Raw genomic sequence first — 24,878 nt, 5'->3', positions numbered from 1 at the left:
TTCATGACGACCAAGGGACATGTCTACGTTATCGACGACGATGCCGCGATGCGCGATTCGCTGAACTTCCTGCTGGATTCCGCCGGATTCGGCGTCACGCTTTTCGACAGCGCAATCGCCTTTCTCAATGCCCTGCCCGGGCTCGGCTTCGGCTGCGTCGTCTCGGACGTGCGCATGCCCGGCCTCGACGGGATCGAGCTGCTGAAGAGGATGAAGGCGCAGCAAAGCGCGTTCCCAATCCTGATCATGACCGGTCACGGCGACGTGCCGCTCGCGGTCGAGGCGATGAAGCTCGGGGCGGTCGATTTTCTGGAGAAGCCGTTCGAAGACGACCGTCTCACCGCCATGATCGAGTCGGCGATCCGCCAGGCCGAGCCCGCCGCCAAGAACGAAGCCGTCTCGCAGGACGTCGCCGCCCGAGTCGCGTCCTTGAGTCCCCGGGAGCGCCAGGTCATGGAAGGACTGATCGCGGGCCTATCCAACAAGCTGATCGCACGCGAATACGACATCAGCCCGCGCACCATCGAGGTCTACCGGGCCAATGTCATGACCAAGATGCAGGCGGGCAGCCTCTCGGAACTGGTCCGGCTGGCGATGCGTGCCGGCATGCTCAACGATTGAGACAGGTCAATCCCCCGTTCCGGCGCTGTGCTAGCCTAAGCAGCATGATCGAGGTCGGTTCACATCATGAGCGGCCGTCGTCGTCAGCGCGCCGCACCGTCTATGTGGTCGATGATGACGCCGCCGTCCTGGGGTCCCTGCGGTTCCTGCTGGAGACCGACGGCTTCGCCGTGCGAACCTTCAGGAGCGGCACGGCACTGCTCAATGTCAGCGGCGCGCCCGGTCCGGACTGCTACGTCATCGACTACAAGATGCCGGGCCTCAACGGTATCGAGCTCGCCGGCCAGTTGCGCGAATCCGACCGCGACGCGCCTGTGATCCTGATCACCGGCTATCCCGACGAGAATATCTCGGCCCGGGCTGCGACGGCGGGCATCAAAGACGTGGTTTTGAAGCCGCTTCTGGACGAAAACCTCGTCAAGTGCATCCGCCATGCCATCCAGGACCGCGCCCGCGCCTGACCTACGGGATTCTACGTAGGTAATCGTCCTTAAGATATCGCTCGAAATTTCCGGATGGCACAATCCAGCGTAGCAATGCTCCATCACAACGGAGATGGCGCAGATGCTCACCCAGACGATCAACACCCAGGCGATCAACACCCAGATTGTTGGCAAGATTGCCCCTGCCCATCCCGACCAGTTCGGTGCCGTCACCGGCCACGTCGGTCTGGTCGCCACGGAATTCTCCTACCGCAAGGACGAGGAGATCTACGGCGAGGACGAACCGTCCGAATATGTCTACCAGGTCGTGTCAGGCGCCGTGAGCAGCTACAAGCTTCTGTCCGACGGCCGCCGCCAGATTGGTGCCTTCCACCTTCCGGGCGACGTGTTCGGCCTCGAATCCGGTCCCACTCACCGCCTTGCCGCCGAAGCCATCATCGACACCACCGTGCGCCTCGTGAAACGTGCAAGCCTCGAGAAGGCCGCGGGCACCGACGTCCAGGTCGCTCGCAAGCTCTGGGCGATGACGGCCGGCGAGCTGCGCCATGCCGAAGACCACATGCTGCTGCTGGGCCGCAAGACCGCAATGGAGCGCGTTGCGACCTTCCTGCTCGAAATGGACCGCCGCCTCGCCGTTGCCGGCATGATGGCGCTGCCGATGTGCCGCCGCGACATCGGCGACTATCTCGGCCTCACGCTCGAAACCGTGTCGCGCGCACTGTCGCAGCTTCACGCCCAGGGCATTCTCGGCTTCTCCGGCGCCCGCCAGATCGTGCTGCGCAACCGTCAGCGTCTGCAGCATCTCGACGCCTGATCTTCCTCCCCCTACCCGCTTGGCCGGCCGAACTCGTTTCGGCCGGCCATTTTCTTTGGTCCGCGATCATGCCTTGCGCCGTGTCTCCGGCATCACGAAGAGAACCAGCAAAAGCCCCGTCGCGGCAACGCCCGACAGCCCGATGAAGGCCGTGGCATTGCCGAACTTGTCGCTGACATAGCCTCCGAGCGCCGTGCTCAGCGACGCGCCGATGCCGGTGGCGGTGCCGACGATGCCCTGCGCAAGGTTGAAGTGCCCGCTGCCGAAGGCGACGTCGGCCACGATCAGCGGAATCATCACAGCGAACACTGCCGCTGTGATGCCGTCGAACACCTGCACCGCGACCAGCAAATACGGGTCGCGCACGGTCGCAAACAGCAGGCCGCGAATCATCAGCGCGCCGAATCCGATCAGAAGCAACGGCCGCCGGCCCCAGAGCTGCGCCTTGCGGCCGACCGTCGGCGACAGCAGCGCCACGATCGCTTGCGGAACGACGATGCAGAATGCGACGAGCACCGTTGCCCACTGGCTGGACCGCGCCGTCACGGCACTTGCCATCAGCGGCATCATCGCAGCATTCGCAAGCTGCAACAGCAGCACGCTGAGGGCGAAGACGATGAGCGGACGCTGCCGGATCAGGTGCCAGAGATTGGTGTCGCCACGATCGGCCGCTTCAGGCGGCATCTCGCCGTGACAACGCCTGATATCGACCTCATGCTCGCGGATGCGCGAGAGCGCGATCAGGGTCGGGATAACAAGCAGAAAGGTCACGAGGAAGACCGCCCGGCTCGACAGCAGATAGCCGACGGTCCCCATCACCGCCGCCGCGATGCCGCTGCCCAGCGAGGCGAAGCGCGCGTTGCGCCCCAGACGCTCGCCGATCGCGAGCGGGCCGACGAGACCGAGGCTGATCGCGGCGATCGCCGGGCCCAGCACGCAGCTCGCCGCCGCGTGCAAGGTGGCCGCGGCCACCACGACGGCGAAGATCGGCATTGCCGCATAGGCCAGCGCGCAAGCGCCGATCGTCGCGATAGCCAGGGCGGCGACCAGCCGCTCCGATTTCGCGGCATCGATGATCGCCCCGCCCGGCATCTGTCCGATCAACGCGACGATCCCGCCGATCGACAGCACGAGGCCGATCTCGACCTGGGTCCATTTCTGGGTGGTCAGATAGACCGCAATGAAGGGACCGAATCCGGTCTGGACGTCGGCGAGGAAGAAGATGAACCAGTCGAGACCGCGCAGGCTCTGGCGCGACGGCGCCGGAATGCCAGCCGCCGACGGCGCGACGACGTTGTCCTGTTCAACGCGGCCGTCGCCATCCGCTCGGTTCGGCTTCCTCGACAACAGCACGGCCGGTCAGCCCTCCCCGCACCTCACTGGATCGCTTGCAGCGGTTGAAGGCTGCCGGACGCACCGAGCACGACGATCGGCGTGTCTTCCTTGTATTCCGGCGCGGCCGCGACCTGCGCCTTGGTCAATTCCAGCGTGATGCTGTCCTTCTTGTTGGCGATCTTGCCGAAGCGCAGTGCGTTCCAGTCCACCACGATCTTGCGGCTGCCGACGCCGAGAAACCCGCCGAAATCGATGGCCGCGGCGCGGACATGGCCGCCGCGATCGACGACGACATCGACGATGCGGCCCATGTCCTCACCGGCAGCGCTGCGCACGTCGCGGCCGAGCACGCCGTGGGCCTCGCTGGCGCCGATGATGGTCACCGACGGCGGTGGGGCGGCGTCCTTCGGCGTGACGGGCACCGTCGAAGCCGGCGGCTGGGTCGCCGGCGCATTCGCCTCGCTCGGCCCTGTGGGAGGCTCGTCTGCGGCCCGCGAGGTGGCGACCGCCAGGTTCGCGACGAGGACGATGCCAAGAATCAATGCTCCGATCGCACGCATGACGCCCTCCTTGCGCGCCGCTAGCGCGCCAGCACGATCGAGACCTGGATCTGGCCGCGCGTGCGCAACACCTCCAGCGCCACGTCGTCGCCGTGGCGGCTGACGCGAAGATCGACGCTGGATTCGCCCAGGCGAAGATCGCGCAGGATCACCTCGTGGAGAAACGTCGGCAGATGCGGGTTGCGCAGGCGAATTTCGCCGCGCGCCACGTCGAACTCCAGGCCGAGGGCCGCTTCCAGCAGTGTGAACGGCGTCGCGCTGGCCCAGGCCTGCGGCGCGCAGGCGACCGGATAGAGCGTCGGGCCGCGCCGCTTTTCGCGCCGAAAGCCGCAGAACAATTCGGGCAACCGGCGCAGGTCCATGTAGGTCGCCGCGTCGAAAAGTCCCTTGAAGACATGCGCCACCGAGTGCTTGAGGCCGTAGCGCGCAAGCCCGAGCGCGATCAGTGCATTGTCGTGCGGCCAGATCGACCCGTCATGATAGGACATCGGGTTGTAGCGCACCTCGCCTCGCGCGACGGTGCGGATGCCCCAGCCCGAGAAGAAATGCGGCCGCATCAGATCGGCCGCGACGAGGCGGGCACGGTCCTCGCGGATCATGCCGCTGAACAGGACCTGACCGGCGTTCGAGGTCCGCACCTTGCACTGCCGCTTCTTGCCGTCGAGGGCGAGCGCATAGGTGCCGAGCTCCTCGCACCAGAACGCAGCCTCGAAACGGTCGGCCAATGCCCTGGCCTCGGCCTCGAGCTTGCGCGCACAGTCCGGCTTGCCGAGCCGCAAGGCGCAACGCGCGGCGAGCTGCTTGGCGGCGTAGACGTAGCCCTGGACTTCGGCGAGCGCGATATTGCCTTCCGCGAGCTTTCCGTCGGCGTGGAAGATCGCGTCATACGAATCCTTCCAGCCCTGGTTGGCGAGCCCCTTCTCGGTCGCGCGCTGGTATTCGACGAAGCCGTCCTGGTCGGGATCGCCGGGACCGTCGATCCAGGCCAGCCCCGCCTCGATTGCCGGCCATAGCTCGATCAACGTGGCCTCGTCGCCGGTGCGCTCGAAATAGCTTCCGGCCAGCAGGACGAACAGGGCGGTCGAATCCACGCTGCCGTAATATTGCGCGAACGGCACCTCGCGCAGCGCCGCCATCTCTCCGCCGCGCATCTCGTGCAGGATCTTGCCGGGCGCGGCATCGGCGAGCGGGTCCGTCGCCTTGGCCTGGAAATGCGCGAGCCGGCGCAAGACGCCCTTGGCGACGCGCGGATCGACCCACAGCATCTGGAGCGCGGTGATCAGGCCATCGCGACCGAACGTCGTCGAGTACCAGGGAATGCCGGCATAGGGATAACGCCCCTCCGGCGTCTCCGTCATCAGCATGTTGAGGTCGGCCATGGCCTGGCACAGCACCTCGTTGAAGATGTTGTTGGAGGTCTCGATGCTCGCGGCACCGATCGTGGACTGGCGCATCTCGCGGCGATGGGCGAGCAGCCCCCTGAAGAAGCGCGCAGGCTTCTCCGCGATCGGCCGGTTGCAGGACACGGCCACGAACAGCGATTCCGATTCATGCGGATCCAGTTCGATCTGCCAGGTTGCGGCATTCACCGACAGCCGCGTCGGACGCGGGTCGAAATGCAGGCCCGTGGTGCGCTCGGCGTCGTCGAGACCGCGATATTCAAACAGCACGTCGGTCGGCCCGAGCAGTTTGCTCGTGCCGGTCCCGCGGCGCGGGCGGCGCTCGCCGCGGACCTCGAACAGGTCGGCAAAATCGTTGTCGAACAGCAGCGTCAGCTCGAAGCTGGCGCGTGCGTCTCCGTGGTTCTGCACGCCGATGCGCTGATAGGCAGTGTCGCGCCATAGGAAGATCGTGCGCACGATGTGCAGCAGGTCCTTCTGAAACACCAGGTGGCCCTGACGGTAGATGTCCGGATTGGTCAGATCGACGGTCAGCGCCGAATTGTCGTCGCGCAGATTGGAACCGAGCAGCAGCGGCTGGAGATCGTCGAGCACGAGCTCCAGCCGCGCCAGATAGCGCGTGTCGTAGTGAAACAGCCCGTCCGGGCCGCCCGCGGAGGCGCCGATGTCGCCATGGCTGTCGAGCACGATGAACATGTCGTCGTGCTTGAGGGACCGCCGCGGCCGTGCCGCGGGCCCGGTCATCGGGATGTAGAACGTCTGCTCCGCGACCTGTTCCGGGGTCCGTGTCACGGAGACGAGTTGGGTTACGGCTTCGGCCGACATGAGCTGCTCCCCTGCGCTTGTTTCAAGAAACGCGACCGACTCGAGAACGCGACTGTTGGTTTACGCGGCGGCTTGCGCGAGCCGGCTCATTTCCTGCGTGACCAGCTCTCGATAGGGCCCGTGGCCCTGCATCAGGCGTTCGGGCGAACCATCTTCGATGATCTTACCATTCTTCAGCACCACCACGCGGTCGAAATTTCGCAGCGTCGCGAGTCGGTGCGCGATCGCAATCACCGTGCGCCCGCGCATCAGCCGTGACAAGGCCTCGCGGATGGCCTCTTCCGACTCGCTGTCGAGCGCCGCCGTGGCCTCGTCCAGCAGCAGAATCGGCGCGTCCTTGAGGAAGGCGCGCGCGATCGCGATGCGTTGGCGCTGGCCGCCCGACATCTTGACGCCGCGGTCGCCGACCATGGTGTCGAGGCCTTCGGGCAGGCTGTCGATGAAATCGCAGCGCGCCGCGATCGCCGCGCGAAGCACCTCGTCGTCGGTCGCGTTGGGGCGGCCGTAGCGGATGTTCTCGCGGATCGACCGGTGAAACAGGGAGATGTCCTGCGGCACGACGGAGATCGCCTCGCGGAGGCTCAGCTGCGTGACCTTCGAGATATCCTGCCCGTCGATCGTGACGCTGCCCTCGTCGACGTCGTAGAAGCGCTGCAGCAGCGTGAACAGGGTCGATTTGCCGCCGCCGGACTGGCCGACCAGACCGACGCGCTGACCGGGCTGCAAGCGAAGGCTGAAGCGCTCGAAGATCTTCTCGCCGCCGGGATAGCCGAAGGTGACGTTGTTGTACGCGATCGCCGCGCCGCTCTTCACCAGCGGCTCCGCCTCGGGGTGATCGCTCAATTCGTGCGGCACCAGCAGCGTCGCGATCGCCTCGGTCAGGCGGGCGACGTGCTGGGTGACGTCGACCAACGCCACCGCAAGATCGCGCGTGGCGCTCAGGATGGAGATGCCAAGCGTACAGACCAGCACGACGTCGCCGGTGGTCGCTGCGCCCTTCTGCCAGAGCGTGACCGCCCAGGCCATCAGCGCGATCGTCAAGAGCACGGTCACAACGGCATGCAGCAACCGCAGCTTTTCCAGATAGCGCAGGCTGCGGCTTCGCGCCGTCAGCTCCCGGTTCACCGTCGCGTCGAACCGCTCGTGCTCGTGGCCGATGCCGCAGAAGGCCCGCACCAGCGGCATATTGCTGATGACGTCGATCATCTCGCCGTCGACCACGGCGGCCTTGTCGGCGAAGTCGTCATGCAGCGGCTTGCCCGCCGCGGCGAGACGGAACATCGCAACCACCATGCCGCCGGCGATCACGGTCAGGCCAAGCGCCATGTAGGGACTGACGGTTCCAATTAAGGCGATTGCCGCAATTGTGGCAATGCATGGCGGCAATACGTTCCAGACGAACATGTTCTCGACCGTGAACACGGCGTTCGACGTCGCCGTGATGCGGCTCGTCAGCATGCCCGGCATCCGATCGGAGAAGTAGCTAGGCGCGTGCCCGGTCAGATGACGAAATATGTCACGGCGTAAATCACCCGTGACACCGACGAAGGTGAAGCTCGCCGTCCAGCTCGCGATCCGCCACAGGAAGTTGTCGGCGGCAATGAGCGACATGAGTAAAATGAATGCCAGCCATACGTTCCCGCCCTGTGATGGCCCCGCGGACAGGCTGTCGACCAACGATTTGACGCCGTACTGGGTGCCCACGGAGCAGGCAACAGCTGCCACGACAGCGGTCAGGATCACCAGATGCGAGGCGAGACGACGCCGGAGATAGCGCAAGACAAAGGCAAATGGCCTGCGCGCGTATCCAGAAAGCTGATCCATATGGCTATCGCCCCGTTATGCTGGTTCTTCGTTTTGTTACTGATCGACTGAACATCGACCTCTTCGCCTCGGTTCCCGGGCCGGGCGATCACGACATGCGGATGCGGACGATCTGAGAAGATGTAGTGGCAGCATCGCGACAGCCCGCAGACGTGTCGAATATGTAACGTTCGCAGGAAGGAACTTCGCAACTGCGGGAACGTTCCCTTGTCTGGCATGCCGGTGCCGTACTGGCGGGGGTTCAACTTTCATGATCGCAGAGGAGATGGTGAGATGCGCATCGCGCAGGTAGCTCCGTTGACGGAGGCTGTTCCACCCAAGCTGTATGGCGGCACCGAGCGGGTGGTGCATTGGTTGACGGAAGAGTTGGTAGCCCTCGGGCACGATGTGACCTTATTCGCCAGCGGCGATTCGCAGACGTCAGCCAAGCTGGATGCGCTGTGGCCCCGGGCGCTCCGTCTCGACGGTTCCGTGCGCGATCCCAATGCGCTGCACATGGTGCTGCTGGAACGCGTGCGGCAAAAATGTGACGACGAGGAGTTCGACTTCCTCCATTTCCATCTCGATTACTATCCCTGGTCGCTGTTCCACCGGCAGCCGACACCATTCCTGACCACGCTGCACGGCCGGCTCGATCTGCCGGAGCACCAGCCGGTCTTCAACACCTTCTCCAAGATGCCGGTCATCTCGATTTCCAACGCGCAGCGACGGCCGGTGCCGCAGGCCAATTGGGTGACGACGATTCATCACGGTCTTCCGGAGAACCTGCTGACACCGAAGCCGGTGAAGCAGGAATACCTCGCCGTTCTCGGCCGCATCGCGCCCGAGAAGGGCGTCGACCGCGCCATCAAGATCGCGACCCATTGCGGCATTCCGCTGAAGATCGCAGCCAAGGTCGATCGTGCCGATCAGGAATATTACGACGAGCTGATCCGGCCTATGATCGAGAACAATCCGCTGGTGGACTTCATCGGCGAGATCAGCGATCACGAGAAGTCGGACTTCCTGAGCGGCGCGCTCGGACTTCTGCTGCCGATCGACTGGCCGGAGCCGTTTGGCCTCGTCATGATCGAAGCGATGGCCTGCGGAACGCCGGTCGTCGCCTTCAACCGCGGCTCGGTGCCGGAGATCATCGACGATGGCCTCACCGGCTTCATCGTCGAGGACGTCATCAGTGCCGCTGGGGTGGTGAACCGCCTTTCGCAGCTCGATCGCGCAGCGATCCGCAAGCAGTTCGAGACGCGCTTCACGGCGCGGCGAATGGCGCTGGACTATCTCGCGGCCTATCGCAGCCTCGCCGAGGAACAGGCGCCGCGGATCAAGCTGGTGAGCAGCGCGGAGTAAGAGGGCGCTGCCGCCGCATCGCGGCTCCCCGTCAAAACGCCCTCTCCCCTTGTGGGAGAGGGCTCTAGAACCTTCCGACATACTCGCTTGGGTGAGGGGTTGCTTCCGCAGAGAACTCTTCTCGGTAGAGAGAGCCCCCTCATCCGGCGCTTCGCGCCCACAAGGGGAGAAGGAGGAAGCCGGCGGCGCTCCACCCGCCCTACTTCACCACCGCCCGCTTCGGTTCGACGATCTCGAACATTCTCGGGAATTCATCCATCAGGCCCATCAGCTCGGCGAGCCTCATCGGGTTGCCTGACAGCTTGATCTTGCCGGATGCGACGGCTTCCGGAAAGCTCGTCAGCTTGGCAATCACCTCGTCGAGCGTGGCGCGCGCCAGCGTGAAGCTGGCATCGGCCCCTTCCGTCTGCACGCCCTCGGTGTAGGTGAGCGCGCAGTTCTCCAAATTGAGCACGAAGATCTCGCCGGTGTCGGAGAAGCTCCAGTTCAAGACGATGTGCTTGCCTTCCGCCTTGGGGCCGTTGAGGCGAATACCCAGCACATCCCAGAGCTGGGAGGTGCGAAGCGCCGCCAGCGTCTCGCGCGGCATTGGCGGGCGCGCCGGCACTTTCGGCATGCCCAGGCGCAATTCCTGCGCACCGAACAGATAGGCGTTGCGCCAGGTCGCGCTTTCCGCGGCGTAGCCGAGCTGCTCCAGCGTGTCGGCGAGCAGACCACGCGCCGCCGCATTGTCGGGCTCGGCGAAAACGAGATGGCCGAGCACTTGGGCCACGAAACGAAACTCCCCCGTCTCGAAATCCGCAGTCGCCCGCGCGAGGATCGCATCCGCTCCGCCCATATACTCGACGTACTTCTTGGCTGACTCCACCGGCGGCAGCGGATCGAGGTTGACCGGGTTGGCGTCGTACCAGCCGAGATATTTCTGATAGATCGCCTTCACATTGTGCCGGATGTGGCCGTAATAGCCGCGGCCGTGCCAGGCACCTTCCAGGCTCTTCGGCAACTGGATCGTCTCCGCGATCTCGGAGGCGGTGAGGCCGTGGTTCATCAGGCGGATGGTCTGGTCATGCGCGAATTTGTAGAGGTCGCGCTGCTGCCGGATCATCGTGCCGATGCGCTCAGCTCCCCACACCGGCCAGTGATGCTGACCGCACATCGCCTCCGCCTTGCCATCCCAGAGCTGCAGGGCCTCGTTCAGATATTTCGACCAGGCCAGCGCGTCGCGCACGTCGGATCCGCGAAACGGCAACAGATTATGGAAATTGTGCGTGCAGTTCTCGGCGAGGTTCAACAGCTTGTAGCGCGGGATGAAGAAGTGCATCTCCGCCGGGGCTTCGCTGTTCGGCGCCATCTGAAATTCGAACTCGACGCCGTCGATGACGCGTGTGTCACCCGTCGCCATGATCAGGTCGGTGGGGCGCAGCAGCGCAACCGATCCTGCAGCCATCGACTTGCCGAGCCCGCAATCGACCTGCCCGCGCGCGCCCTTTGCGAGCAGCGGGCCGAACTGGTACTGCGCCCGGCGCAACATTGCGGGTCCCGCAATGATATTCTCGGAGACGGCATGCTCCATGAACAGGTTCGGCGCGATGATCGGCACGCGTCCAGCGGCAAGTGCGTCCTCCTCCAGCACGCCGCGCGCGCCGCCCCAATGGTCGGTGTGGGTGTGCGTGAAGATGACGGCGGCAACCGGCTTCGAACCTCGATGCCTGAAATAGAGATCGAGCGCGGCACGGGCGCCTTCGGTCGAGGTCAGGGTGTCGACGACGATGACGCCGTTGTCGCCTTCGATCAGCGTCATGTTGGCGATGTCGAGCCCGCGCACCTGGTAGACGCCGGGCACGACCTCGAACAGGCCGTGCTGCATGTTGAGCCGGGACTGTCGCCACAGGCTCGGATTGACGGTGGGCGGCGCCTCTTCGGTGGACAGGAAGCCGTAAGGCGCAAGACTCCAGACCGTCCGGCCTTGCGGGTTCGTGATCTCTGCATTCTCGATCGTGCCGAGAAAGCCGCGCGTGGCATCGTCGAAATCCCGCGTGTCGGAGAACGGCAGCGCGTTCAGCATGGCCTCGTGCCGTGCGATGACGGAGGGCGAGGCGTCCTTGGGTTCACTGCTGTGCTCGATCATGCTTGCTCCTCCGCGAAGGTCTTCTCTTTCCTTCTTCCCTTGTGGGAGAAGGTGGCGCGAAGCGCCGGATGAGGGGTATATCTCCGCGAGCTCAACGAGAGCTGGGCGAGCGGAGAGAGACCCCTCACCCGTCTCGCGGCTACGCGGCGAGCCACCCTCTCCCACACAAGGGGAGAGGGTTAAGCAACTACATCCCCAGCAGTCTCGGCAGCCACAGCGACAGACCGGGCCAATACGTCACCACCACGAGGAATCCCAGCATGGTGAGGAGCCATGGCCACACCGCGACCGTGAGCTCGGTGATGCCCATCTTGGCGATGCCCGAGGCGACGTAGAGGTTGAGGCCGACAGGCGGATGGCACAGGCCGACCTCCATGTTGACCGTCATCAGGATGCCGAAATGGATGGGATCGATGCCGAGCTTGACCGCGACCGGAAACAGGATCGGGGCCAGGATCAGGATGATCGAGGACGGCTCCATCACGTTGCCCGCCACCAGCAGCAGCAGGTTGACCAGCAGCAGGAAGCCGATCCACCCAAGACCCAGGTCGATCATCCATTGCGCGAGCGCTTGCGGCACGTTCTCGTAGGTCATCAGGAACGAGAACAGCACCGCGTTGGTGATGATGTAGAGCAGCATCGCCGAGAGGTTCGCCGATGACAGCAGAACGCGCGGCACGTCGCGCAGCTTCAGATCCTTGTATATGAACACTGCGACGATGAATGCGTAGACCGCGCTGACGGCGGCAGCTTCGGTCGGCGTGAACAGGCCGCTGTAGATGCCGCCGATCACGATCACGATCAGCAGGATGCCCCAGATCGACTTGCGGAATGCGTCGAGACGCTCGAGGAAGGTCGCCTTGCGAATCCGTGGATAGTTGTTGCGCCAGGCGCGATAGAACGTCGTCATGCCGAGCAGCGTGGCGAGCGCAAGACCCGGCACGATGCCGGCGATGAACAGCTTACCCACCGAGGTGTTGGTGGAGACGGCATAGAGAACCATCGGGATCGACGGCGGAATGAGGATTCCGAGCGAGCCCGACGTCGTGATCACGCCCGCGCCGAACCGCTTCGGAAACCCCTGCGCCACCATCGCGGGAAGGATCACCGAGCCGATCGCGACCACGGTCGCCGGCGAGGAGCCGGAGATCGCGGCAAACAGCGCGCACGCGACCACCCCCGACAGCGCGAGACCGCCGTACCAATGGCCGACCAGCGAGGTTGCAAACGCGATCATCCTGCGCGCCACGCCGCCATGGGTCAGGAAGTTGCCGGCGAGGATGAAGAACGGGATCGCCATGATCTCGAAATTCTCGATGCCGGTGAACAGCTTCAGCGCCACCGATTCGGTTCGCACGTCGGTCAGCGTGAACATGAAGCTCAGCACGGTGAGACCAAGCGCGATCGAGATCGGCATGCCCGTCAGCATCAACGAGAGCAGAAGCGCGAACACGATGAGGACGCGCAGGCCCTGCGGGAGCGTAATGACATGGCCCGCATGGGCGACGCACAGCGCGACGATCAGGACCGGCAGCAGCATCAGGATCCAGCCGAGCGGGCTGCGCTCGTCGCGGACGACCTGGCTGTGCGTGACCGGCGCGGGATGCACCGGATCGGCCTCGACGCCCTCGACGCCAGCCATGTCGTGATGCGGAAGTTCGCCGGTGCGGTAGAACGACCAGGCGACCTGCAGGAAACGGTAGCACATCAGGCCGGAGCCGATCGGGATGGTGAGATAGACCATCCACATCGGCGCTTCGAGGTCGTTAGACTGCTGGCCGCTCTGCCACATGTGGCTGACGAAGGCAGCCCCGAAATAGCCGACGATGGCGGTGAAAAGCGCGCCGCACAGAAGGCCGAAGGTGATGACGCGGCGGCGCGATCCGCCAGGAAGGATATTGACGAGCACGTCGACGCCGACATGGATGCCGGTCCGCACGCCGTAAGCGGCGCCGAACTTCGCCATCCAGATGAACATGTAGATGCAGAGCTCCTGCGCCCAGGACAGGTCGAGCGCGGCAAGCCAGACGAACGCCGCGCGTGCCGGGACGGCCAGGAAGGCCAGGTTGCGGGCTTCGGCCCATTTGGCGATGTCGATCGACAGTCCGGCCCCGTAACGGTGCAGCACGGCGACGAAGATGAGCGACGTTGCGGCCGCGATCATCGTCGCGATCAGCCACTCCTCGAGATGATCGAGAAAACGATTCAGTGCGCGCAGCAACTTGATCCCCCCAGCATTGGCTCGTCCATTCGGATGCGAAACGGCCGGGAGCGCGTTCACCCCCGACCGTCGTTGTCTTTTCTGACAGGCGGCCGTCAGTTCATCTTGACGTCGAGTTCCTTGGCGACGAGGTCGAGCACCTCCTGCCCGACCCGGCCCTTCGCCCATTTGTAGGTCGGCTGCATCGCCTCCTGCCACGCCTTGCGATCGGCATCGGTGAGGTAGTGCAGCGTGGTCTTGCCTGTCTTCTTGATCTCGGCCAGCGCGTCCTCGTTCTCCTGGCGCGCGATCGAGTTGGTGTAGTCGGTGGCCTCCGCCATCGCCTTGTCCAGTTGGGTGCGGATATCGGGCAGCAGACCAGACCAGAACTTCGAATTGACGATGACGGCATATTGCAGATGCGCATGGTAGGACACGGTGATGTCCTTCTGCACCTCGTAGAACTTCTGCGTCAGGTAGTTGGATGCCGTGTTCTCGCATCCGTCGACCACGCCGGTCTGCAGCGCCTGGTAGACTTCGGAGAACGCCATGATCTGCGGAATCGTACCGACGAGGCGGAAATATTGGTCGGCGACCTTGGATCCCGAGATGCGAAACTTCAGGCCCTGGAAATCCGTCGGCTTTATCAGCGGACGATTCGAGGAGACCATGTGGAAGCCGTTGTCCCAGTAAGCGAGGCCGGTGATGCCCTTGGCCTCGAGCTTCTGGAACAGCCACTTGCCGATCGTGCCCTTGATCGCGTTGGAATAGGCCTGGTCGTCCTTGAACAGCCAGGGCAGGTCGAGCGCCTCGAACTCCTTGATGCCCAGCGGCGCGAATTTCGCGGTCGAGGGCGCGAGCATGTGCACCGAGCCGAGCTGGAGCGCCTCGATCTCCTCCTTGTCCTTGTAGAGCGAGGAGTTCGGGTAGACTTCGACCTTGACCTTGCCGTCGGCGTATTTCTCAGCGAGCTCCTTGAACTTCAGCGCGCCCTTCCCCTTCGGGGTGTCGTTGGCGACGACGTGGCTGAACTTGATGACGATCGGAGCTTGGGCTTGCGCAACGACAGGGGCCAGAACGAGCGTAGCCGCCGCGACCGCGAGAAGCAGTTTGCGCATGAAGACCTCCCCAACAACCTCGAGAATCGGGCTCTTCTTGTTTTGCTGGCCAGTCGTGGCAGCTATCCGCAAGCCGAACAACTAGACCTAAGCCCAATTTGCCGCAGCCAAGCTATCTTGACGGGTGCGGTCAGCGCAACCCGACCCTCGCGTCCGTCCAAGGGAACTAGCGCTTATGTCGCATTGCGGCAGCGCCCTCAGCCCTTGCGCTGAGCAACAATGAAGAGGCGCCGGAACGGGAATAGGGTCTGCCCCGCCGCAGTCCTCGGATAGGCTTTCGCAACGCGCGCGCCATAGGCGGCTTCGAACGCCATCTTCTCCTCGCCTGCGAGCACGTCGAGATAGCGCGTCAGCCAGGTCCCCTTGGTCCATTCCTTGACGGGGTTCTCGCCTTCGAGCACTTGCAGATATTCGGTCTCCCAGATGTCGATGCTGGCCGACATAGGCGCGAGAATATCGTGATAGAAGGCCGGCCCCTCGACCGGCGGCGGCGTGACGAGATGTTCGAGCTTGGACCGCCACGGACCATCGAGCGCGGTCTCGCCGATCAGCACATGCGATGGCGCGGTAAAATTGCGCGGCATCTGCACGGCAAGCATGCCGCCGGGCATCACCTTCTCCATCATCGCCGGGAACAGAGCCGCATGATCGGGCAACCAGTGCAGTGCGGCATTGGAATAGATCAAGTCGTATTGCTTGACGGGGCGCCAATGGCCGAGGTCTTGGTGCAACCATTCCACATCCGGCGCGGCCTTGCGCCCGGCCGCGACCATCTCGGCCGACCCCTCGACGCTTGTCACGCTTGCCTCGGGCCAGCGCTCCTTGATCAGTTTCGTCACGTTGCCGGCGCCAGCTCCGAGATCGGCGATGGCCCGCGGCGCAATATCCGGAATCCGCAGCAACAGGTCGACGGCGGGCCGCAGCCGGTGGCCGGAGAATTTCAGGTATTGCTGCGGATCCCAGACCATCGCCCGACGCCTTCTCTTTTTCGTTTTCCTTCGCCAAGGCTCTTGTCCTTCGGCCAGCCTCTTGGTTACCACTGCTCGTCCGGGTCGGGCAATTCGCAAAGCCCGCGGGGACAGGGCGGAAAACGAACAGCACAAAGCAAGCAAGACCAAGAGAGCGTGCGACCATGGACCTCGGGCTCAAATCGAAAACCGCTGTCGTCACCGGCGCGAGCATCGGCATCGGCCGCGCCATCGCCAAGGGCCTCGCCGCCGAAGGCGTGCGTGTCGTCGGCGTGGCGCGCCGCGCCGATCTGCTTGCCGAGCTGGTGAAAGAGGTCGGCGGCGGCTTGATCGTCCCGTTCGCGCAGGACGTGATGGCCAAGGACGCCGCCGAGACCATCGCAGCGTTCGCGCTCAAGGAGTTCGGCCATGTCGACATCCTCGTCAACAATGCCGGCGGCAGCCGTCCCCTGCCCGTCGATGCGCCCGACGGCAAATGGGACGAGGCGATCGCGCTCAACTTCACCAGCTACCGCCGGATCGCCCATGCGCTGCTGCCGCAGATGATCGCGCGCAAATGGGGCCGCATAGTCAACATCACCGGCAAGTCCGAGCCGGAGGGCCTCAACGCCGCCTTCGCCGCCAAAGCCGCCGTACACGCCTGGGCCAAGGGTCTGTCACGCGAGATCGGCAAGCACGGCATCACCATCAATTGCATCCCGCCCGGCCGCATCATGAGCGAGCAGATCCGCCGCAATTACCCTCCGGATTATCGGGAGCGCTTTGCCGAGGAGGAGATCCCGGTCGGCTATTGGGGCGAGCCGGAAGATCTGGCCGCCCTCGCGGTGTTTCTGGCCTCGCCGGTGGCACGGTACATCACGGGCACGGTGATCCCGGTGGATGGCGGCCTGCGGAGGTATCAGTTCTAGGAGTTCATGCGATGCGTTCGGCGGCGCGCACTTCGTCCTCAGCTTCAGGGAACATGGGCCCAATCCAGTCGTTGCCTCCGCTCACTGGAGGAAAGTTCATGCCAAAGACATCGCGCGCTGAGATCGCAAAGGCGATGGCCGGCATCGACATCGCCATTTTGTCGACCCATACCGAGAATGGCGAGATTGCCAACCGTCCCATGAGCAACAACGGCGACGTCGCCTACGACGGCACCTCGTACTACTTCACCTACGAACAGGCGCGAACGGTATCGGACATCCAACGAAATCCCAAGGTAGCGCTCGGATTCTCCTCGGAAGCTGGCCTTTTCTCTGAGGGTATCTACCTCGCCGTCGAAGGGACTGCGGAACTGATCCGGGACAAGGCGGCCTTCCAGCAGCACTGGACCAGCGATCTCGACAAGTGGTTCGACCGCGGCATCGATACGCCAAGCATCGTTCTGATCAAGGTGAAGGCCAACCGCGTGACCTACTGGAAGGGCCGCGAAGAAGGCGAGGTCGCGCTCTGATCGGCTGGGTCGTGCGGCGCCTGTTCGATTGGCTCTTCCGTAACCGCGAAACCGGCGCGATCACCATCGCTCAGTGGCCCAACCTCGTTCTTTGGACCGTGATCTTCGCGGCAGTTCTGCTTTGGATCTGGCCGTCCGCGGGCAAGGCCAGCCTCGGCCTGACGATCATCGTGAAAGGCGGGCTCATCATCTGGGGCGCCGACGAGATCATCCGCGGCGTGAATCCCTGGCGGCGCTGTCTGGGCGCCGCCGTCATCGTCTATCAGGTTGTGACCCTCCTGCCCTGAAAGCGGGAAGTCATCGCTGGGCGGCGCCTCTCGCCTATGACGGTCGAGCGAACATCATCCCTGGCCCGCCGGCGGGACGACATACAGCGTCAACGCAAAGACCGCGTAGATGAGAATCATCAGCGCGCCGACGAACCAGGCCGAGCGCCCGCTGGACGTGATGAAGGCCGATGTCACCGTCGCGATCATTATCATGGTGACGGCGCCCGGCCAGAACTGCAGGTCCATCGGCTTCGGCCCCACGACATAGCTGAGCAGCACCAGCGCTGGTGCGACGAACAGCGCGATCTGCGAGGCGCTGCCGAGCGCGATGCTGACGGCCATGTCGAGCCGGTCCTTGCGGGCCGCGGCGAAGGCCACCGCGAATTCGGCGGCGGCGCCGACCAGCGAGACGACGATGAAGCCGACGAAGGCCGGGCTCATTCCGAAGGTTTCCGCCGCCTTCTGCACCGATTCAACGAAGATCTCGCTGACCAGCGCGACCAGCACGGTGACGACCAGCAGCGTGCCGACGGCTATTCCGATCGGCCAGTGCACCTCCTTGTTGTCGTCGCCGTGACCGGCGCTGGCGAACAATTCCTTATGCGTTCGCAGCGAAAACAACAGGCCGAGCCCGTAAGCAACGATGAGCAGGACCGAAATGCCAAGGCTGAGCTTGTTGAGGGTGCCCCCGCCCTGCGGCAGGTGGTCGAGATCGGCGACCGCCGAGGGCGCAAGCAGGGCGACGGTCGCCATGAGCAGCAGGCCGGACGAAAGCCGCGCACCGGCGCGGTTGTATTGCTGCACGTGATAGCGCAGGCCGCCGAGCAGCAGGCAGGCGCCCAGCATGAACACCGCGTTGGTGACGATCGCACCCGCGATCGAGGCCTTCACCAGCATGTACTGGCCGGCCCGCAGGGCCGTAATGGCGATGATCAGTTCGGTCAGATTGCCGAGGGTAGCATTGAGCAATCCGCCCACGGCATCGCCGGTCTTGGCGGCGACCGCCTCGGTGGCGTGGCTGAGTAGCGCCGCCAGCGGGACGATGGCCAGCACCGCGAGCACGAACAGCAGCGTGTGGGAATGCGGCACCACCGCCTCGGCTACCAGCACGATGGGCACGAAGGCCAGCATCCAGAGCAATGGGGTATTGCGGATTTCCCTGAGCAGAGTCTGCATGTGGCCCCTTCCAACGATGCGCTGATGGAAAGGTCGGGCGGCCGCACAGGTCGAGTGTTGATCTGTCTCAACGTCGGCGTGGTGGAGACGGCGCGCGCAGGCGCGCATGCGGCCTACTGCCGGCCGATCGCCGGCACGTTGGAATCCTGCCAGTGTTTTGCCCGACGTGTCAATTTGATTGCGACCGTGCCCGACGTTGCGACCCGGCGGGAAAATGCTTGATCGATCAAAGGGCCTCCTACTGTGCATGGGGTTGTTTTTCGATTTTTGTTATGGCCTCGCCCTGCAATCGCAGCGCCGCAGCATCGCCTGACCTTCGCGCATACACAGCATGCAAGCGTGCGCCTGTGGAAGCCGGCGCCGCCGTAGTACATGCCGAACGTCCCGCCGCCGGAGCAGCGCGCCAACGAAAATGACAATCACGTTACCTGCCGCCGCGCGCGAGCCCAATCCTCCCAGCGCCGATGGCCTCCCGGCCCCGCAGCGGCGCTGGGCGATCGCCGCGATCTTCACTGCGCTGGCGATGGCCTCGCTCGACACCGCGATCGCCAACATCGCCCTGCCCGCGATTGCCGCCGACCTGCACGTCACGCCGGAGCAGTCGGTCTGGGTAGTCAACGTCTACCAGATCGCGTTGGTGGCGACGCTGCTGCCGCTCGGGGCGCTCGGCGAGATCGTCGGGCACCAGCGCATCTATCTCGGCGGCCTCATCCTGTTCACCATCGCCTCGCTGTTCTGCGCGGTGGCATGGTCGCTGGACAGCCTGCTCGTCGCGCGCACCCTGCAGGGCTTGGGGGCGAGCGGCATCATGAGCGTCAACACGGCGCTGGTACGCTTCGTCTATCCCGGAAGGATGCAGGGCCGCGGCTTCGGCCACAATGCGCTGGTGGTCGCGACCGCCTTCACCTTCGGGCCCTCGATCGCCTCGGCGATCCTGGCGCTGGGCCCGTGGCCGTGGCTGTTCGCCGTCAACATCCCGTTCGGCCTGGTCGCGATCGGCATCGGCTTTGCGATGCTGCCGAAGACGCCGCGCGCGGATCACGGTTTTGACTTTCTCGGCGCGATTCTCGCCTCGGTCTGCCTCGGCCTGTTCATCACCGGCATCGGCAGCGCCGCGCATAATCTGTCGCCGGTGGTCGTGGGCATCGAGCTGGTCACGGCACTCGTGCTCGGAATCATCCTGACGCGCCGCCATGCCGACCATCCCGCGCCGATGCTGCCGATCGATCTGTTCAGCCGGCCGATGTTCGCGCTGTCGGCGGCGACGGCGGTGTGCTCCTTCGCGGTGCAGGGTCTCGCCTTCGTCTCGCTTCCGTTCTATTTCGAGGACGTGCTCGGCCGCTCCCAGGTCGAGACCGGCTTCTTCATGACGCCGTGGCCGCTGGTGGTCGCCATCATGGCGCCGATCGCCGGACGTCTGTCCGATCGCCACGCAGTCGGCCTGCTCGGCGGCATCGGGCTCGTGCTGCTCGGTCTCGGCATGGCGCTGCTCGCGACGCTGCCGGCCAATCCCGCCATCCTCGACATCATCTGGCGAATGATGATCTGCGGCATGGGATTCGGCTTCTTCCAGGCGCCGAACATGAAGGCGGTGATGGGAAGCGCGCCGCCCCATCGCAGCGGCAGCGCCTCCGGCATCGTCGCCACCGCGCGATTGACCGGTCAGACCACGGGCGCCGCGCTCGCGGCGGCCTGTTTCGCGCTCGCGGGCCACGAGGGCGCGACATTGGCGCTGGCCCTCGGAGCCGGCTTTGCCGCGCTCGGCAGCGTGATGAGCTTTTTGCGGCTGGCGGTGAAGTAAGCTCTCGAGCCAGGTATCAAGCCGCCGTCACATCGACCGTCACCGGCGCGGTTTCGTCGTCCAGCGCCGCCAGGCGCTCATCGATGGCAGCGATGACCTTGCGCGAGAACGGTCCGAGATGGGCGTAGGCGGCGATCATCTGCACGGCAATGCGCGCGGATGTCGTGTCGCGCTTGGCGCAGTTCATGAAGGTCTGCCACAGCGGTGCACGCGCCTCGGGCAGGGCGGTGACCACCTTGTGCACCGTCTCCATCGCACCGATCTTGGCGCGGATATCGCCTTCGGCGAGCTCGTGACGCTGCCTGGACCGGTCGAGCAGCGTCATCAGGCGATCGACCCGTCCTGCATAGGCCACCGGGCTGTAGACGTGCTCCAGCACCCGCTTGTAGTCCGTCAGGATGTCGCGCAGTGGGCGCACTGGATCGAAGTTGATCCCGGCCGTGCACTGGTCCGCGCCGATTGTCGGCGCCACATCGTGGCCCGGATGCAGCCGGCCTTCGCGCTCCAGGCGGCGCGTCAGCTGCGTGTTCGGCAGGGCATAGAGCAGTCCGACCATGCTGACGGGGATCGCCGCCTCTTCGATGAAGTCGATCATGGCGTCCGCCATCGAGACTTTCTCATTGTCGAATCCGACGATGAAGCCCGCGGTGACGAGCATGCCGGCGGCGTAGATCTTGTGGATGCTCTCGGCAATGTTGCGCCGCGTGTTCTGCTTCTTGCGCATCGCGATCAGCGTCGCCGGATCCGGACTCTCGATGCCGACGAAGATTGCGAAGAAATTCGCCGCCCCCATCAACTCCAATAGTTCGGGATCATCGGCCAGATTGACCGAGGCTTCGGTCGATAATTCGAACGGATAGCCGTGGGTGCGCTGCCATTCGGCAAGCTTGGGCAGGAATTGCCGCAACGACTTCTTGTTGCCGATGAAATTGTCGTCGACGAAGTCGAGATGGCCGCGATAGCCCATCTTGTAAAGCGTCTCGAGCTCCACGAACATCTGCTCGACCGTCTTGGTGCGCGGAACGCGTCCGTACAATTCGATGATGTCGCAGAACTCGCAGGTGAACGGGCATCCGCGGGAATATTGCACGCCGAGATAGAGGTAGTCCTCGAACTTGAGCAGGTCGAAGCGCGGCACCGGCGTCTTGGTGACGTCGGCCTGGAACTTCGGCGCGGTGAAGGTGCCGGAGCGTGCCCCGCCCTCCCAGGCCGCGATGAAGTCGTCGATGACACTCTCGGCCTCGCCGAGCACCCGGAAGTCGGCCCGCTCATAGAGGTGGGGGCTGGAGGTGGGATCGGGACCGCCGACGACCACCGGCTTGCCGGCCGCGCGGCAGAGCTCGATCAGACGCAGCGTATCGGCTTGCTGCGGCATCATTCCGCCGGTGAAGACGACGTCGGCCCAGGCGATATCTTCGTCGCCGAAGGAGGCCGTGTTGCAGTCGATCAACCGGACCGTCCAGCTCTCGGGCAGCATGGCGGCAACGGTGATCAGGCCCAAAGGGGCCGCAGGGCGCTTCACGCCCAACACTTTGCAGGATTCACCGAAGGTCCAGAAGGACTCTGCTGAGAACAGCGGATAGAGCATCAGCACGTTGCAGGGGGTCGGCACCTTCATGGAACTCCTTGTGGCGTCAGCCCTAGTGTACCAAAGCGCCCAGATCTTGCACCCCGGCAAAAGGGACAAACTGTCGCCTGTCGGAACCGTCGCGCCAAGCCGCATGATCGGCGTTCAGGGAGGGGTGTCGCCGCCAGCCGCAATTTCCGGCAGCATGTGACGCCATTCGATCCAATCCTCTCGCGGCCGCGACAATCTTCGCCGACCAACCCTCGGACTGTTGATTTGAACGGTTCCAGTTGGCCGGACAAAGTGCGCCCTGAGTTCAATCGGTGGATTGGGCCAATAAGGGGACTTGCGATGGCAAATCTAACAATCAACGGAAAAACCTTCACCCTCGACGTCGAGCCGGATACGCCGCTGCTCTGGGCGATTCGCGAGAATGCCGGCCTGACCGGCACTAAATATGGCTGCGGCATCGCACAATGCGGCGCCTGCACTGTTCACATCGACGGCGTGGCAATGCGTTCCTGCGGCATATCGGTCAGCGAGGCCGCGGGCAAGAAGATCACCACGATCGAAGGGCTCGCCTCGGGCGATTCCCTGCACAAGGTGCAGGAAGCCTGGATCGCCCAGGACGTGCCGCAATGCGGTTATTGCCAAAGCGGCATGATCATGGCGGTGGCAGCGCTGCTGAGCGAAAAGCCGAAGCCGACCGATGCCGACATCGACGAGGCCATCACCAATATCTGCCGCTGCGGCACCTTCGCGCAGGTGCGCGAAGCGATCCACACGATCGCAAGCGCGTAAGGAAATCCCACATGAACAAGCATGTTTCGCCGCGGCTCAACCGCCGCGCCTTCGTCATCGGCACGGCCGCAGTCGGCGCCGGCCTGGCCATCGGCCTCGACATTCCCTTCGGCGGCCCCGCCGTGGTCCGCGCCGCCGACGGCTCGCCCGAGATCGGGGCCTGGGTCGTGGTCAGGCCCGATGACACCGTCGTGATTCGCATCGCCCGCTCCGAAATGGGCCAGGGCTCACTGACAGGCCTCGCCCAACTCGTCGCCGAGGAACTCGAATGCGACTGGACCAAGGTCACGACTGAATATCCGACGCCCGGCCAGAGCGTCGCGCGCAAGCGCGTTTGGGGCGATTTCTCGACCGGCGGCAGCCGTGGCATCCGCTCCTCGCAGGACTATGTCCGCAAGGGTGGCGCCACCGCACGCGTGATGCTGATCCAGGCCGCCGCCGACGCATGGAAGGTGCCGGTCTCCGAATGCAAGGCTGCCAACAGCGTCATCACCCATACGCCATCGGGCAGGACCACGACTTACGGCAAGGTCGCCGAGGCTGCGGCGAAGCTGACGCCGCCGGCCGAGGTCAAGCTGAAGGATCCGAAGGACTGGCAGCTGATCGGCAAGGGCGTGAAGCGGCTCGACACCGTCGACAAGACCACCGGCGCCATGATCTACGGCGCCGACGTCAAGCTACCGGGCATGCTGAATGCCGCGATCAAGGACTGCCCCGTCTTCGGCGGCAAGCTGAAGAGCTTCGACGAAGCCAAGATCGCAAGCATGAAAGGCGTCAAGAAGGTCGTCAAGGTCGGCGATACCGCCGTCGCGGTCGTTGCCGACACCTGGTGGCACGCCAAGACCGCGTTGGAGGCGCTGCCGATCGTCTGGGACGAAGGCGACAACGCCAAGGTTTCCAGCGAGTCGATTGCGAAGTGGCTGGCCGAAGGCCTCGATGACAAGCAGCCGGCCTATGTCGGCAACAAGAACGGTGATGCCAAGGCGGCAATTGCCGGTGCCGCCAAGAAGGTCGAGGCCGTCTATTCCTATCCCTACCAGAACCACGCCACCATGGAGCCGATGAACGCCACCGCGCTCTACACCGCGGACAGATGCGAGGTCTGGTGCGGCACGCAGAATGGTGAGGCGGCGTTTGCCGCGGTGCTGGAGGCATCCGGCCTGCCGGCTGAGAAGTGCGACGTGCACAAGGTGATGCTCGGCGGCGGCTTCGGCCGGCGCGGCCAGACCGACTATGTCCGTCAGGCGGTCCTGATCGCCAAAGAGATGCCGGGCACGCCGGTCAAGCTGTTGTGGTCGCGCGAAGAGGATATGGCGCATGGCCGTTATCACCCGATCACCCAGTGCAAGATGACCGGCGCGTTCGACGCCAACAACAACCTGGTCGCGCTGCACTACCGGCTGTCCGGGCAGTCCATCCTGTTCTCGCTTCGCCCCGAAGCGTTGCAGAACGGAATGGATCCGGCGGCGTTCCAGGGCGTCGCCCAATCCGGCGAGGCCGCGTTCGGCTATTCGGTGCCGAACCTGTTAGTCGAGCACGCGATGCGCAACCCGCACGTTCCTCCGGGCTTCTGGCGCGGCGTCAACGTCAATCACAACGCGATCTACATGGAATGCTTCATGGACGAGCTGGCCCAGGCCGCAGGCCAGGACCCGCTCGAATTCCGCCGCAAGCTGATGGGCAATCATCCCAAGCATCTGGCGGTGCTCAATGCGGTCGCCGAGAAGATCGGCTGGACCACGCCAGCACCGCAGGGCATCTACCGTGGCATTGCCCAGGTCATGGGCTATGGCAGTTATGTCGCCGGCGCCGCCGAAATCTCGGTGACGGACGGCAGCAAGATCAAGGTGCATCGCATCGTCGCCTCCACCGACCCCGGCTACATCGTCAATCCGGCGCAGGTCGAGCGGCAGATCGCGGGCTCCTTCGTCTATGGCCTCTCTGCGCTGTTCTATGGCGGCTGCACCGTCAAGGACGGCAAGATCGAGCAGACCAACTTCGACACCTACAACTCGATGCGCATCAACGAGATGCCGAAGGTGGAATCGGTGATGGTGCCGAGCGGCGGGTTCTGGGGCGGCGTCGGCGAGCCGACCATCGGCGTTGCCGCGCCGGCCGTGCTCAACGCCTACTTCGCCGCGACTGGCAAGCGCGTCCGTTCGGTGCCGCTGCGCGACCAGAACATCACCTTTGCGTAAATGAGCGCTGCGGCTGCCAAGACGGCAGCCGCAGCATTTTTCCGGACA

General features: G+C 64.5%; 20 protein-coding genes and 1 pseudogene. 10 read left to right on the top strand and 11 right to left on the bottom strand.

Annotation, left to right across the window (positions count from 1 at the left end):
* Positions 1-3: 3 nt before the first annotated feature.
* From fixJ to ACFDR6_RS19990, 3 genes are all read left to right on the top strand, one after another.
* The gene (gene fixJ / locus ACFDR6_RS20000; protein ID WP_317240547.1) at positions 4-621 is read left to right on the top strand and encodes a response regulator FixJ; all 618 of its coding nucleotides are present in this window, start codon (positions 4-6) and stop codon (positions 619-621) included.
* A 44-nt stretch (positions 622-665) separates the two neighbouring features.
* A complete protein-coding gene (locus tag ACFDR6_RS19995; RefSeq protein WP_212081045.1) occupies positions 666-1,082 on the top strand; it encodes a response regulator transcription factor in 417 nt (138 codons plus the stop codon).
* A 103-nt stretch (positions 1,083-1,185) separates the two neighbouring features.
* Positions 1,186-1,878: a helix-turn-helix domain-containing protein gene (locus tag ACFDR6_RS19990; protein ID WP_375859252.1), complete on the top strand. Its 693-nt coding sequence runs from the start codon at positions 1,186-1,188 to the stop codon at positions 1,876-1,878.
* Positions 1,879-1,944: 66 nt separating this feature from the next.
* Here the strand turns inward: ACFDR6_RS19990 and ACFDR6_RS19985 are convergent, their stop codons facing one another.
* The 4 genes from ACFDR6_RS19985 to ACFDR6_RS19970 are packed head-to-tail and all read right to left on the bottom strand — an operon-like array spanning position 1,945 to position 7,822.
* Complete coding sequence (locus ACFDR6_RS19985) at positions 1,945-3,231, bottom strand: MFS transporter (protein ID WP_375859251.1); 1,287 nt, start codon at positions 3,229-3,231, stop codon at positions 1,945-1,947.
* A 23-nt stretch (positions 3,232-3,254) separates the two neighbouring features.
* Positions 3,255-3,773 (bottom strand): PRC-barrel domain-containing protein, encoded by a 519-nt coding sequence (locus ACFDR6_RS19980; protein WP_375859250.1) that lies wholly within the window; start codon positions 3,771-3,773, stop codon positions 3,255-3,257.
* Between the two features lie 20 nt (positions 3,774-3,793).
* Positions 3,794-5,998, bottom strand: a complete 2,205-nt coding sequence (locus ACFDR6_RS19975; RefSeq protein ID WP_375859249.1) for an amylo-alpha-1,6-glucosidase — start codon at positions 5,996-5,998, stop codon at positions 3,794-3,796.
* A 60-nt stretch (positions 5,999-6,058) separates the two neighbouring features.
* Positions 6,059-7,822: an ABC transporter ATP-binding protein gene (locus ACFDR6_RS19970; RefSeq protein ID WP_375859248.1), complete on the bottom strand. Its 1,764-nt coding sequence runs from the start codon at positions 7,820-7,822 to the stop codon at positions 6,059-6,061.
* 273 nt (positions 7,823-8,095) lie between these two features.
* Here ACFDR6_RS19970 and ACFDR6_RS19965 point away from each other — a divergent pair, with 273 nt between their 5' ends.
* A complete protein-coding gene (locus ACFDR6_RS19965) occupies positions 8,096-9,166 on the top strand; it encodes a glycosyltransferase family 4 protein (RefSeq protein WP_212081039.1) in 1,071 nt (356 codons plus the stop codon).
* A 199-nt stretch (positions 9,167-9,365) separates the two neighbouring features.
* Here the strand turns inward: ACFDR6_RS19965 and ACFDR6_RS19960 are convergent, their stop codons facing one another.
* From ACFDR6_RS19960 to ACFDR6_RS19940, 5 genes and pseudogenes are all read right to left on the bottom strand, one after another.
* Positions 9,366-11,294, bottom strand: coding sequence for an alkyl/aryl-sulfatase (locus ACFDR6_RS19960; RefSeq protein ID WP_317240552.1), 1,929 nt, complete (start codon positions 11,292-11,294; stop codon positions 9,366-9,368).
* A 187-nt stretch (positions 11,295-11,481) separates the two neighbouring features.
* Positions 11,482-12,762, bottom strand: coding sequence for a TRAP transporter large permease (locus ACFDR6_RS19955; protein WP_375859562.1), 1,281 nt, complete (start codon positions 12,760-12,762; stop codon positions 11,482-11,484).
* A gap of 219 nt (positions 12,763-12,981) precedes the next feature.
* A pseudogene (locus ACFDR6_RS19950) lies at positions 12,982-13,458 on the bottom strand (TRAP transporter small permease); the annotation flags it as partial.
* Between the two features lie 152 nt (positions 13,459-13,610).
* The gene (locus ACFDR6_RS19945) at positions 13,611-14,612 is read right to left on the bottom strand and encodes a DctP family TRAP transporter solute-binding subunit (protein WP_375859247.1); all 1,002 of its coding nucleotides are present in this window, start codon (positions 14,610-14,612) and stop codon (positions 13,611-13,613) included.
* A gap of 197 nt (positions 14,613-14,809) precedes the next feature.
* Entirely contained in the window at positions 14,810-15,580 is a 771-nt protein-coding gene (locus tag ACFDR6_RS19940; protein WP_375859246.1) for a methyltransferase domain-containing protein, read from the bottom strand.
* Between the two features lie 164 nt (positions 15,581-15,744).
* Between ACFDR6_RS19940 and ACFDR6_RS19935 the strand changes: the two genes are divergently transcribed.
* From ACFDR6_RS19935 to ACFDR6_RS19925, 3 genes are all read left to right on the top strand, one after another.
* On the top strand, positions 15,745-16,488 hold the full coding sequence (locus ACFDR6_RS19935) for an SDR family NAD(P)-dependent oxidoreductase (protein WP_317240554.1): 744 nt from the start codon (positions 15,745-15,747) through the stop codon (positions 16,486-16,488).
* A gap of 98 nt (positions 16,489-16,586) precedes the next feature.
* The gene (locus ACFDR6_RS19930) at positions 16,587-17,018 is read left to right on the top strand and encodes a pyridoxamine 5'-phosphate oxidase family protein (protein WP_375859245.1); all 432 of its coding nucleotides are present in this window, start codon (positions 16,587-16,589) and stop codon (positions 17,016-17,018) included.
* 11 nt (positions 17,019-17,029) lie between these two features.
* On the top strand, positions 17,030-17,305 hold the full coding sequence (locus ACFDR6_RS19925; protein WP_375859244.1) for a hypothetical protein: 276 nt from the start codon (positions 17,030-17,032) through the stop codon (positions 17,303-17,305).
* Between the two features lie 54 nt (positions 17,306-17,359).
* Here the strand turns inward: ACFDR6_RS19925 and cax are convergent, their stop codons facing one another.
* Entirely contained in the window at positions 17,360-18,463 is a 1,104-nt protein-coding gene (gene cax, locus ACFDR6_RS19920; RefSeq protein WP_212081031.1) for a calcium/proton exchanger, read from the bottom strand.
* Positions 18,464-18,875: 412 nt separating this feature from the next.
* Between cax and ACFDR6_RS19915 the strand changes: the two genes are divergently transcribed.
* Positions 18,876-20,264, top strand: coding sequence for an MFS transporter (locus ACFDR6_RS19915; protein ID WP_375859243.1), 1,389 nt, complete (start codon positions 18,876-18,878; stop codon positions 20,262-20,264).
* Between the two features lie 16 nt (positions 20,265-20,280).
* Here ACFDR6_RS19915 and ACFDR6_RS19910 read toward each other — a convergent pair whose 3' ends face one another.
* Entirely contained in the window at positions 20,281-21,882 is a 1,602-nt protein-coding gene (locus tag ACFDR6_RS19910) for a B12-binding domain-containing radical SAM protein (protein ID WP_212081029.1), read from the bottom strand.
* Positions 21,883-22,182: 300 nt separating this feature from the next.
* On the opposite strand from ACFDR6_RS19910, the gene ACFDR6_RS19905 reads away from it, so the two are divergent.
* Positions 22,183-22,632: a (2Fe-2S)-binding protein gene (locus ACFDR6_RS19905; RefSeq protein ID WP_375859242.1), complete on the top strand. Its 450-nt coding sequence runs from the start codon at positions 22,183-22,185 to the stop codon at positions 22,630-22,632.
* Positions 22,633-22,643: 11 nt separating this feature from the next.
* A complete protein-coding gene (locus tag ACFDR6_RS19900) occupies positions 22,644-24,830 on the top strand; it encodes a xanthine dehydrogenase family protein molybdopterin-binding subunit (protein WP_317240560.1) in 2,187 nt (728 codons plus the stop codon).
* Positions 24,831-24,878 lie beyond the last annotated feature (48 nt).

It is taken from the genome of Bradyrhizobium tunisiense, assembly GCF_042263385.1.
Classification (GTDB): Bacteria; Pseudomonadota; Alphaproteobacteria; order Rhizobiales; family Xanthobacteraceae; genus Bradyrhizobium; species Bradyrhizobium tunisiense.
Note: the sequence above shows the minus strand (reverse complement) of the source record. Positions and strands in the feature narration are given on the sequence as shown.